Source organism: Corallococcus llansteffanensis (genome assembly GCF_003612055.1).
Classification (GTDB): Bacteria; Myxococcota; Myxococcia; order Myxococcales; family Myxococcaceae; genus Corallococcus; species Corallococcus llansteffanensis.
In genome coordinates this window covers 1-10460 of record NZ_RAWB01000354.1, presented here as the reverse complement: position 1 = coordinate 10460, position 10460 = coordinate 1, and the positions used below count along the sequence as shown (strand labels likewise).

The following is a 10460-nucleotide window of genomic DNA, read 5'->3' as shown; positions in this document are numbered from 1 at the left end:
GTGTTCGCGCTCCGAGGTGTGGGCGTGGGGCTGGGGCTGGCGTGGGTGGTGTCCCGGAATTTGAGCGCGATCGCGTTCGTGGGCGGCTTCTTCGGCGTCTACTTCGCGCTGCAGTGGATCGAAGTCAGCTACGTGATGGCCGCGTCGAAAGTCGCGGCGGGCGGAGACGAGTGATGCGCAAGGCAATGGTGCTGTTCGCCTGTCTGTTCGCGGGTTCCGTGTGGGCTGCCGACCAGGCCGGTGAGCACGGCTACCCGAACGAGGACATCGACGCCGAGGGCGAGGACGTCGCCGGCTACATCCTCCACCACGTGGGTGACTCGAATGAGTACGAGTTCGAGATCCCGCTGAGCCACAACCACATCCCCATCCACCTGCCGCAGATCTTCATCCCGCTGCACGAGGGCGCCTGCACGCCGGTGGCGGACCCGCACGGCGGCGGCCACGGTGAGGTGCACCCGGGCCTGGGCCAGGGCTGCGTGGACCTCTCCATCACCAAGCACACGGTGATGATGTGGCTGGCGGCGCTCATCCTGATTGGCTCGCTGCTCATCTGGAGCAACCGCGACAAGACGAAGCTCGTCCCTCGCGGCACGGCGGCGAACCTCTTCGAGATGCTCGTGCTGTTCGTGCGCGACGAGCTGGCCATCAAGAACATCGGCAAGGAGGAGGGCCCGCGCTACGTGCCCTATCTGCTGACCGCGTTCTTCTTCATCCTCTTCATGAACCTGCTGGGCCTGTTCCCCTGGATGGCGTCCGCCACGGGCAACATCGCCGTCACGTGCGGCCTGGCGCTGTGCACGTTCTTCGTCACGCAGGTGGCGGGCATCCGCGCCGCGGGCGTGGGCGGCTACCTGAAGCACCTGACGGGCGGCGTGGCCCCCTGGCTGTGGCCCATCATGATTCCGGTGGAGTTCCTGGGCCTGTTCACCAAGCCCTTCGCTCTCACCATCCGACTCTTCGCCAACATGCTGGCGGGCCACATCGTCATCTTCTTCCTGCTGGGCCTCATCTTCATGCTCCGCAACCCCGCGGTGGCGCTGGTGAGCGTGCCGTTCGCCTTCGGCATCTACCTGCTGGAGCTGTTCGTGGCCTTCGTGCAGGCGTACGTGTTCACCATGCTGTCGGCGCTCTTCATCGGCATGAGCGTGGCCATGGGTCACCACGACGACCACGCGCACGGCCACAAGGAAGGTGGCGAGAGCCACGACCACGGCAAGGCGCATCACGTTTGAGCCGGGAAGCTTCCTGGCCATGAGTTGGCGGGGCGCCTGAATCACCGCGCCCCGGTTGAAGACCCGGCGGTTCGAAAGGCCGTCGGAGGTAGTCCTAAAGGGCTTTCACGACCCCCCCACAAGCGGGTCCTGCCTCACCTGAAAGTACGTGTTCCCATGACCAACTTCGCTCTTGCCTTCCTCGCCGCCGGTATCGGCGCGGGTCTCTCCATCATCGGCGCCGCGCTCGGCATCGGTAAGCTGGCGGCCGCCGCCATGGACGCCACGGGCCGTCAGCCCGCCGCGGCCGGCGACATCCGCACCACGATGATCATCGCGGCGGCCCTCATCGAAGGCGCCACGCTGTTCGCGCTGGTCGTTTGCATCCTGCTCGCCATCAAGGCCTGAGCCGGGTTGGCTTCACCGGGAGCCGGCGTCCTCTTCAGGGGGCGCCGGCGTCCTGAACACCGCAGTCGCCGTGCCTGTGCCACCCGCAGTCTCCCGCACCACTTTTTCGCCGTCTGAATCCGGGACCCGCCATGTTCCTGCCCTCTGTTCTCGCCGCCAGCAGCTTCGTGGAGGTCCGTCCGGGCCTCATCTTCTGGACCATCGTCACCTTCGTCCTCGTCCTGCTGGTGCTGCGCGCGAAGGCGTGGGGCCCCATCCTGTCGCTCGTGGAAGAGCGTGAGAAGCAGATCTCCAACGCCATCGAGAGCGCGAAGCGTGAGCGCGCCGAGGCGGAGAAGCTGCTCGCCGACCAGAAGACGGCCATCGCCGAGGCCCGTCGCGAGGCGGCGGAGATGATGCGCCGCAACACCGCGGACATGGAGAAGTTCCGCGACGAGCTGATGGCGAAGAGCCGCAAGGAGGCGGAGGAGCTGAAGCTGAGCGCCCGCCGCGAGATTGACGACCAGAAGGCCAAGGCCATCGCGGAGGTGCGTGGGATGGCGGTCGACCTGGCGATGGAAGTGGCCTCCAAGCTGATGAACGAGCGCATGGACGACGCGAAGCACCGTCAGCTGGCCGAGCAGTTCGTGCAGGGCCTGCCGGGTGCGACCAGCGCCACGGCGACCCGTCGTTCGGCGTAAGGCCGGGAAGTCCCAAGCCTCGCCCGTCTGTTCCAGGAATCCATCATGGGTCTCTCCATCGGCATCGTCGGTCTGCCCAACGTGGGCAAGTCCACCCTGTTCAACGCCTTGTCCTCCGCGGCGAGCGCGCAGGCCGCGAACTACCCGTTCTGCACCATCGAGCCGAACGTGGGCGTGGTGGCGGTGCCGGACGACCGCCTGGACCAGCTGACGGCGCTCATCAAGCCGCTGAAGAAGATCCCCACGTCGCTGGAGTTCGTGGACATCGCGGGCCTGGTGCGCGGCGCTTCCAAGGGCGAGGGCCTGGGCAACCAGTTCCTGGCGAACATCCGCCAGGTGAACGCGGTGCTCCACGTGCTGCGCTGCTTCGAGGACGACAACGTCACCCACGTCGAGGGCGGCGTGGATCCGGTGCGGGACCGGGACGTGGTCGACACGGAGCTGTGCCTCAAGGACCTGGAGACGGTGGAGAAGCGCCGCGAGCGCTCGCTGAAGAACACCAAGCTGGGCGGCAAGGCGGCCGAAGAGGCCAAGGCCGAGGTCGCGACGCTGGACCGGGTGAAGGCGGCCCTGGACAACGGCATCACGGTGCGCGCGCAGAAGCTGAACGAGGAGGAGCACGCGCTGCTCCAGGACCTGTTCCTGCTGACGGACAAGCCCGTGCTGTACGTGGCGAACATCAGCGAGGGGCAGATTGGCAAGGAGGACAGCGACCCGCGGGTGAAGGCGGTGCGCGAGATGGCCGCCAAGGAGGGCGCGAGCGTGGTGGTGCTGGCGGCGGCGCTGGAGTCGGAGATCCAGCAGCTGCCCGAGTCCGACCGCCCCGGCTTCCTGGAGAGCAACGGCCTGACGGAGCCCGGCCTGCACAAGGTGGTGCGCGAGGGCTACAAGCTGCTGGGCCTGTGGACCTACTTCACGGTGGGCGAGCAGGAGTGCCGCGCGTGGACCATCCACAAGGGCTTCAAGGCGCCGCAGGCGGCGGGCGTCATCCACTCGGACTTCGAGCGCGGCTTCATCAAGGCCGAGGTGATGCGCTGGGAGGACCTGGTGAAGCTGGGCAGCGAGTCGGCCGTGAAGGAGAAGGGCCTGCTGCGCGTGGAAGGCAAGGAGTACCTCGTGCAGGACGGCGACTGCATGCACTTCCGCTTCAACGTCTGACGCGGGTCTGGCTTTGAAGTGACGACGGGCGCTTCCTTCCACTTCGGAAGGGGCGCCCGTTCTGCTTTTTCAGCGCGGGCCGCTCAGCAGCGTGAAGACCCAGAGGGCCACGGCGAGCAGGGCGAGCACGGTGGAGATGACGGCGGTGCGCTTCGCGCGGCCGGTGGGGTCCGGGTTGTTGCGGGCGTAGCGCCAGACGCCGCCCACGCGCAGCACGAGGAAGAGGGCGAGGAGCACGGGGCCCACGACCTGCCAGCCCTCGGGGCGCTTGAGGACGACGATCCACGCGGCGATGAAGGCCACGTTGCCGAGCAGCAACACGGCGGGATAGGGCAGGGCAGGGCGGCGTTCGCTCACGGGGCGGCAGTGTGCGCATCCGGCGCGGTGGGGCCAACTGAAACGTGCGCGGCGTGCATGGCAGGTGACACCGGGCCGCGGATGCATTGCGGACAGGGACCCCCGGCACCGAGCGGAGGCCTCCTCGCCACCGGGGTATGCTCAGCAGCGGCACTTCACACCCTGGGCCCGAGCGGTGCGGTTTCAGCCGACCTTCAGATTCCGAGGAACGACATGGCCGCGCGAAAGAAGACGTCAAAAACAGTAAAGAGGTCGGCCGCGAAGACGCGTGTGGCTGCACGAAAGCGCGCCACTCCACTTTATTTCCTTTCCCTCCGCATCAAGGACATCCGCTGCTTCGGAGCTGAGCAGTTACTAAATTTATCGGATGGGAAGGGTCGCCCGGCACCGTGGACGATCATCTTAGGAAACAATGGAGTGGGAAAGACCACTCTGCTGCAATGCTTGGCATTGTGCGAACCTCAGACGATGGATCCCTTCGTGGAGGAAAGAATCGGTGCCTTCTCTCGAGTGGCGGTCGAGCTGCCACGCCGAATTGGATTGAGGCGGGGAGCGTGGGCCATGCTTGCAGCAGGTTTCCACAAGGGCGCACTGGACAGCCACGATGGTGACACAAAGTCGTTCAGAGTGGACTGGGACCCGGCCTCAAATGTGAAGAGGCTGAGCGGCGTTATGTTCCGGAAGGATGAGGAACATTTCGCCTGCCATGGCTATGGGGCGACCCGAAGGATGGGAGCCGGTGCGCTTTCGGGGAAGGTGAGTAGCAGGAACGAGAGCCTTTTTCAGGAAGATGTTCCTCTTAGAAACGCAGAAGAGTGGCTGCTTCAGGCGGATTATGCAGCTAGCAAGGCGCCTGCTCGGGCAAAGTTCGCTAAAGCCAATCGTGACCGGATTGTCCAAGTGCTCTTGGATCTGCTGCCGGATATCGATGACATCATCTTCGTTGCTCCGGGTCCGCGCGTTCCGGTCGCCCGCGTAGAGTTTAAGACCCCCTATGGGTTCGTGGGGATGCGTGACTTGAGCCTGGGCTACCGCACGCTTATCGCCTGGATGGTAGACTTGGCGAGTCGACTGTTCGAGCGGTATCCAGGAAGTGCAAACCCTCTTGCTGAGCCTGCGGTGGTGCTCGTAGACGAGATCGATCTGCACCTGCATCCGGCTTGGCAACGCAGGCTCATGAGTTATCTGCGCGAACATTTCCCAAGAGCACAGTTCATTGTGACAGCACATAGTCCGCTAGTGGTGCAGAGCGCCGTCGATGCGAACATCGTCGTCCTGCGAAAGGAAGGCGACCATGTGGTCATCGACAACAACCCCACCTCCGTCCAGGGATGGCGTGTCGATCAAATCCTCACGAGTGACTTGTTCGAACTGAGCAGCGCGCGGTCTCCACAGCTTGAGTCCCTCTTGCAAGAGCGGACCCAGCTGCTGTCCAAGGCGCGCTTGAGTGCGAGCGACAAGGCGAAGGTGAAGGAACTGGACGCTCAGATTGGGTTCCTGCCCACAGGTGAGACTCGGAATGAGCGCGAAGCTCTTGAGATCATTCAAAGGTTCGCTCAGCGGGTTCAAAAGGAGGGACAGTAGTGATCCGGATCCGCAAGACTTCACCTGCTCCGGAGGTGCTGCTGACCAGAGGGGGGCGAGCCCGCGCTGACCTTTGCGCCAGATATGAAGAAGACCCCAAGGGGTATGACTCCGGTACGAAGGTCTTTGTTTTCAACGCAGGTATCTATGGGCACCCGGATGTTCGGAACGTCTTGATGGAGGCTCAGCACGCGAAGTGCGCCTTCTGTGAGTCAAAGTTCCGCCATATCGCCTACGGTGATGTTGAGCATTTCCGACCGAAAGCAGGTTGCAGACAGGTAGAAAACGGACCCTTGCTTCGGCCGGGGTACTACTGGCTGGCCTATGAGTGGGAAAATCTTTACCTGTCGTGTGCGCTTTGTAATCAGCGATTCAAGGGCAGCCTATTCCCCCTGCGTGTAGCCAAGAGTCGCGCCAAGAATCATCGACGTCGCGTGAGAGCGGAAGAACCCTTGTTGATTGATCCCGGGGGTGATGAGCCAGAGCGTTTGATCGGCTTCCGGCGCGAGGTGCCCTATGCTGTTGCAAACAATGCCCGAGCCCGGGTAACGATTGACGCACTGGGGCTTCAGCGTACGGAGTTGATGGAACAGCGCCGAGAAAGGCTGACGCTCTTGTGGGCCCTTCGCGTGGTCGCGGAGAGTGACAAACCGGAGGCTGTTGCTGCGCGAGAGAAGCTGGCCACCATGGTTCAGGGACCCAGTGAGTATTCCTCGATGGCCAAGGCATTCCTGCGGGAGCCTTCGCGACGAAGGACAGTCGCGGCTCGCAAGAAGGCAGGGCACCTTGGTCATTCTGGCTCTGGCGAGCGAAAGGCCCAACAGGGTCGTTCCGGAAGGCGATAGGCGGCCAGCGCGTCAGGGGGAGCCGCTCCTCGTCGGTAGTGGATCCACGTAGCGCGCGCGGGGACGGAGCAGGTGGCCCTGTTCGCGCTGCTCCAGGATGTGCGCCACCCAGCCCGCGGTGCGGCCCAGGCCGAACAGCACGGTGGCTGCTCCCGACGGGAGGCCCAGCGCGTCCGCCAACATCACGAGCCCGAGGTCCAGCGCCGGGGGCGGGTGGCCGGCGTCGCGCATGGTGTCGATCACCGCGCGGGCAATGCGCACGCGGAGGGATTCGGGGCGCACGCTCAACGCGGCCTCCACCAGCGGTGGCGTGCGTGGGTCGCCGTGCGGGTAGAGGCGATGGCCAAAGCCTGTCACGGCTTCGCCCCGGCGCAGGCGGCCGTGCACCACCTGGGCGGCGCGTTCCGGCCGGCCCACCTCCGTGAGCAGGGCTTCCACGCGGTCGCAGGAGCCTCCGTGCCGGTGGCCGGAGAGGGCCGCCAGCGCCGCGCCCATGCACGCGTAGAGGTCCGCTCCGGAGGAGGCTGTGACTCTCGCGGCGAAGGTGGAGGTGTTGAGCTCGTGATCCGCGCTGAGGATCAGCGCGCGGTTGATCAGCTCCGGGGCTCGCTTCAGCTTCGCGTCCCAGGCCGTGGCCAGGGAGGCGGCCACCGTGTCTTCCTTCAACGCGCGGGACACGCGGCCCGGTGCCTGCGCCACGCAGACCCACGCACCCAGGTGGCGGATGATGCGGCGGGCCCGGGCCTTGTCCTGCTCCGGGGGCGCGGCGAAGCGGCCCTCGTCGCTCGCGGCCAGCAGTGGCACCAGCGCGGACAATGCGGACAGCGGCGGCGTCCCTCGGGGCAACAGCGCCGCGAGTGCAGCGGGAGACAGCGAGGGCGTTCCACGCGGCGGCGAGCTGGCGCGCTCGGCGGCGGACAACGACGACGCTCCTCGCGATGGTGGACCGGAGCGCTCGGCGGGAGACAGCGACGACGTTGCTCTCAACGGTGGACCGGAGCGCTCGGCGGGAGACAGCGACGACGCTTCTCGCGACGACGGGCCGGCGCGCTCGGCGGGAGACAACGATGACGCTCCTCTCGATGGCGGCCCGGCCTGCTCGGATGCGGTAGGCAGCACCCCTGATAGGGGCCAAGGCGTGGGCACTGGCGGCAGGTGCCCGGTCCACAGCAGCTCCGCCACGTCCTCGAACAGGCGGCCTCCGGTGGCCAACGCCACCGCGTCGTGCCCCCGGTACGCGAGCCCCTCTTCGCCCACTCTCGACACGGATGAGTCGATGACGGGCTCGCCCCAGCGCAGCGCTCCGGAGGCCACCGCCGCGTGGCCCGCCCTCGCATCGTGGCGCGTCTTCAGGCGCTCCACGTCCGCGCGCAGGTAGCGGTTCTCCTTCGTCCCCTTCTCCGGCACGCACCGCACGAGCCCCCGGCTCACGTACGTGTAGAGCGTCGCTCGCTTCACCCCCAACAGGGCCGCTGCCTCCTCCGCGCGCAGCAGCTCCTCCTCAGGTGGATGGTCGAATCGAGATTGAGAACGACCCCCGCTGCGACGCACCATGTTTCACGTACCTCCCTGGAGGCGGAGTCTCGACTCGACTGGACATCCTGTCGAGCTGAACCCTTCGCGCCGGAGGACTTCACGCGAGGAGTTGCCATGTCAGTGGACTTCGGACGCACGTCGTCGGACTACGCGAAGTACCGGGCGGGATTCCCGGAGGCCTTCTTCACCCGGCTGGAACAGGACGGCGTGCTGCGGCCCGGCCTGCGCGCGCTGGACCTGGGCACCGGCACCGGCACCATCGCGCGCGGACTGGCGCGGCGTGGCTGCGAGGTCACCGCCCTGGATGTGTCCACGCCGCAGTTGGATGCGGCCCGGCAGCTCGCCCGGGACGAGGGCCTCACCGTGGACTTCCGTGAGGGCCGCGCGGAGGAGACGGGCCTGCCGTCGCAGTCCTTCGACCGCGTGTTCGCCGGCCAGTGCTGGCACTGGTTCGACCGGGCCGCCGCCGCGCGTGAGGTGCTCCGGCTGCTGCGGCCCGGCGGGCGGTTGATCATCGCCCACTTCGACTGGCTGGCCCTGCCCGGCAACGTGGTGGAGGCCACCGAGACCTTGATGGAGGGCTACAGCCCCCGGGACTCACTGACCGTGGATCGCTTCGGGCATGCCGTGGGCATCTACCCGGCGTGGTTCCGCGACGTGGACCTCGCGGGCTTCCAGGCCGTGACGTCCTTCTCCTTCGAGTCACCCACGCCGTACACCCACGTGGGCTGGCGTGGACGGATTCGCGCCAACGCGCGGATCGGCGCCTTGCTCCCGCCGGACGCCGTGGCCCGCTTCGACGCCGCGCTGGCCGCGCTCCTCGCCGAGCACTTCCCCCAAGAGCCGATGTCCGTTCCCCACCGCGTGTTCGCGCTCGTCGCCGAGCGCCCCTGACTCGAAGAGAGGCCCGCCATGTCCCCATCCCATCCCCACGTCGTCCACGCCGACGACCTGCCCTGGACCGACGTCGCCCACGGCTCCCGCGTGGCGCTCAAGCGCAAGCAATTGGGCGCCGCCGCGCATGGGCGCAAGCTCGGGTGCAGCCTGGTGGAGCTGCCTCCGGGCCGCCGCTCGTGGCCCCTGCACTACCACCTGGGCAACGAGGAGGCCGTCTACGTCCTGTCCGGCGCGGGCACGCTGCGCCTCGGTGCGGACACCGTACCCCTGCGCGCAGGGGACTACGTCGCGCTGCCCCCGGGCGCGGAGTGCGCGCACCAACTCCTCAACGACGGACCGGAGCCGCTGCGCTACCTGTGCTTCTCCACCATGGAGGCGCCGGACGTGCTCGTGTATCCGGACTCGAAGAAGGTCGGCGTCTTCGCGGGCGCCGCCCCCGGGGGCGACAAGGCTGCTCGCACGCTGCATGCGTACCTGCCCCTGGCAGCGGAGGTGGACTACTGGGACGGCGAGGCGCCCTGATTGCTAGGGTGCTCGGCCCATGGTCTCCCTGCTGGATGCGCTCGACCGCGAGCGGCTGCTCAAGGATCCCGCCGCCGCTGCCGGGCTCGTGCCCGCGGGCGAACCTCCCCACGTGTCGCTGCTGCGGCTGTGCGAGGCCGGGGTGCTCACGGGCGGCCTCACCGTGGGGTACGGCGTCCGGCCGGATGAGCTGGTGGGCCCCCTCACCGCGGCCATGGGCGGCGCGGCCCGGCGGCTGAAGATCGTCGACGTGCGCGAGCGCCCCGTGCTGGAACTGCACGTCGCGGCCGGCGAGCTCACGGAGAAGTGGGAGGTGGAGGACGTGCCCGCGCTCGTGCACAACCTCAACGACCTGTACCGCGACGCGGCCGATGTGCGCGCGGTGGCCGTGCTGGGGGAGTGGGAGGACTCGCTCCAGCTCCTGTGTGTCGAGCGCCGCTCGCTGGGGCGGCTCCTGCGCCAGCCCTTCTTCGCGCCCGTCAACGCCCGCGCGCTCGCGGACCTGGTGGCGCCGCGCTGAAGCGGAGGGCGGCCTCGCTCGACCCCGGCCGCCCGGTGGGGCACCATGGGGCCATGCGGATCACCCTGGCCCTCATTCTTGGATTGCTCCTGGCGCAGGTCGCGCGCGCGGAGCCGGATTCCTTTGGCCTGGGCTCCGGACGCGATGGCGTGCTGACCGTCGTCAAGGGCAGCGTGGCGTTCATCAGCGACGCCGCTCCCCTGAAGCAGTCCGTCGCCGCGGGCGCCTTGGCGCTCACGGTGCCCGGGCTCAAGGTCGGCGCCGGTGACCTGGTGATGATCCACACGAGCATCGGCTTGTTGCCCGCGCCCGTCCTGGGCAGCGCGAAGGCGGTGGCGCTGGACGCCACCGTCGTGGGCCGCTGGGAGCTGGCCCGCCTGGGGGCCGTGGACGCGACGACGGGCGTGCTCAAGCTGACCCAGTCCCTGCGGTTCGCCTACGCCGCGACGCGCTCGCAGGTCCTGCGCGTGCCCGAGTACTCCGACGTCATCGTCGAGGCCGGCGGCCGGCTGTCCGTGACGCCGTGGGATGGCAGGTCCGGCGGCATCCTCGCGATGCTGGTGTCCGGCAAGCTGGTCAATGACGGCACCATCGACGCGGACGGCGCCGGGTTCCGGGGCGGCACCTTCCTCAACCATCCCGTCATCATGGGCTGCACCGGGTTCGCCGTGGCCGAGGCCGACGGCGGCGCCGCCCGCGGCGAGGGCGTGGCGGGCACCGTCTCCGGCGGGGGTGGCAA

General features: G+C 67.6%; 11 protein-coding genes and 1 pseudogene. 10 read left to right on the top strand and 2 right to left on the bottom strand.

Annotated elements, in window-relative coordinates; genetic code table 11:
- Positions 1 to 173 precede the first annotated feature (173 nt).
- From atpB to ychF, 4 genes are all read left to right on the top strand, one after another.
- Complete coding sequence (gene atpB / locus D7V93_RS27875) at positions 174 to 1235, top strand: F0F1 ATP synthase subunit A (protein ID WP_120646279.1); 1062 nt, start codon at positions 174 to 176, stop codon at positions 1233 to 1235.
- A gap of 156 nt (positions 1236 to 1391) precedes the next feature.
- Positions 1392 to 1622, top strand: coding sequence for an ATP synthase F0 subunit C (locus D7V93_RS27870; RefSeq protein ID WP_120207531.1), 231 nt, complete (start codon positions 1392 to 1394; stop codon positions 1620 to 1622).
- Positions 1623 to 1753: 131 nt separating this feature from the next.
- Positions 1754 to 2302 (top strand): F0F1 ATP synthase subunit B, encoded by a 549-nt coding sequence (atpF, locus tag D7V93_RS27865; RefSeq protein WP_120646278.1) that lies wholly within the window; start codon positions 1754 to 1756, stop codon positions 2300 to 2302.
- A 45-nt stretch (positions 2303 to 2347) separates the two neighbouring features.
- Positions 2348 to 3460 carry a redox-regulated ATPase YchF gene (gene ychF, locus D7V93_RS27860; RefSeq protein ID WP_120646277.1) on the top strand — a complete coding sequence of 371 codons (1113 nt, stop codon included), beginning with the start codon at positions 2348 to 2350 and terminating at the stop codon, positions 3458 to 3460.
- 69 nt (positions 3461 to 3529) lie between these two features.
- Here ychF and D7V93_RS27855 read toward each other — a convergent pair whose 3' ends face one another.
- Positions 3530 to 3817 carry a hypothetical protein gene (locus tag D7V93_RS27855; protein ID WP_120646276.1) on the bottom strand — a complete coding sequence of 96 codons (288 nt, stop codon included), beginning with the start codon at positions 3815 to 3817 and terminating at the stop codon, positions 3530 to 3532.
- Positions 3818 to 4030: 213 nt separating this feature from the next.
- On the opposite strand from D7V93_RS27855, the gene D7V93_RS27850 reads away from it, so the two are divergent.
- The gene (locus D7V93_RS27850; protein WP_158623881.1) at positions 4031 to 5401 is read left to right on the top strand and encodes an AAA family ATPase; all 1371 of its coding nucleotides are present in this window, start codon (positions 4031 to 4033) and stop codon (positions 5399 to 5401) included.
- Entirely contained in the window at positions 5401 to 6246 is an 846-nt protein-coding gene (locus tag D7V93_RS44570) for an HNH endonuclease family protein (protein WP_147451369.1), read from the top strand. The genes D7V93_RS27850 and D7V93_RS44570 overlap by 1 nt, the downstream gene beginning before the upstream one ends.
- Positions 6247 to 6258: 12 nt before the next feature.
- Here D7V93_RS44570 and D7V93_RS27845 read toward each other — a convergent pair whose 3' ends face one another.
- On the bottom strand, positions 6259 to 7800 hold the full coding sequence (locus tag D7V93_RS27845; RefSeq protein ID WP_244237551.1) for a citrate/2-methylcitrate synthase: 1542 nt from the start codon (positions 7798 to 7800) through the stop codon (positions 6259 to 6261).
- 96 nt (positions 7801 to 7896) lie between these two features.
- Here D7V93_RS27845 and D7V93_RS27840 point away from each other — a divergent pair, with 96 nt between their 5' ends.
- The 4 genes and pseudogenes from D7V93_RS27840 to D7V93_RS27825 all read left to right on the top strand — a co-directional run.
- On the top strand, positions 7897 to 8676 hold the full coding sequence (locus D7V93_RS27840; protein WP_120646274.1) for a class I SAM-dependent methyltransferase: 780 nt from the start codon (positions 7897 to 7899) through the stop codon (positions 8674 to 8676).
- Between the two features lie 18 nt (positions 8677 to 8694).
- On the top strand, positions 8695 to 9201 hold the full coding sequence (locus D7V93_RS27835) for a cupin domain-containing protein (protein WP_120646273.1): 507 nt from the start codon (positions 8695 to 8697) through the stop codon (positions 9199 to 9201).
- 19 nt (positions 9202 to 9220) lie between these two features.
- The gene (locus tag D7V93_RS27830; RefSeq protein ID WP_120646272.1) at positions 9221 to 9721 is read left to right on the top strand and encodes a hypothetical protein; all 501 of its coding nucleotides are present in this window, start codon (positions 9221 to 9223) and stop codon (positions 9719 to 9721) included.
- A 53-nt stretch (positions 9722 to 9774) separates the two neighbouring features.
- A pseudogene (locus D7V93_RS27825) lies at positions 9775 to 10460 on the top strand (adventurous gliding motility protein AgmC); the annotation flags it as partial.

Excerpts from the sequence above, each read along its gene's own strand:
- atpF (WP_120646278.1), top strand. The coding sequence starts at position 1,754 with ATGTTCCTGCCCTCTGTTCTCGCCGCCAGCAGCTTCGTGGAGGTCCGT.
- D7V93_RS27830 (WP_120646272.1), top strand. The coding sequence starts at position 9,221 with ATGGTCTCCCTGCTGGATGCGCTCGACCGCGAGCGGCTGCTCAAGGAT.
- D7V93_RS27850 (WP_158623881.1), top strand. The coding sequence starts at position 4,031 with ATGGCCGCGCGAAAGAAGACGTCAAAAACAGTAAAGAGGTCGGCCGCG.
- atpB (WP_120646279.1), top strand. The coding sequence starts at position 174 with ATGCGCAAGGCAATGGTGCTGTTCGCCTGTCTGTTCGCGGGTTCCGTG.
- ychF (WP_120646277.1), top strand. The coding sequence starts at position 2,348 with ATGGGTCTCTCCATCGGCATCGTCGGTCTGCCCAACGTGGGCAAGTCC.
- D7V93_RS27835 (WP_120646273.1), top strand. The coding sequence starts at position 8,695 with ATGTCCCCATCCCATCCCCACGTCGTCCACGCCGACGACCTGCCCTGG.
- D7V93_RS27845 (WP_244237551.1), bottom strand. The coding sequence starts at position 7,800 with ATGGTGCGTCGCAGCGGGGGTCGTTCTCAATCTCGATTCGACCATCCA.
- D7V93_RS27840 (WP_120646274.1), top strand. The coding sequence starts at position 7,897 with ATGTCAGTGGACTTCGGACGCACGTCGTCGGACTACGCGAAGTACCGG.
- D7V93_RS27870 (WP_120207531.1), top strand. The coding sequence starts at position 1,392 with ATGACCAACTTCGCTCTTGCCTTCCTCGCCGCCGGTATCGGCGCGGGT.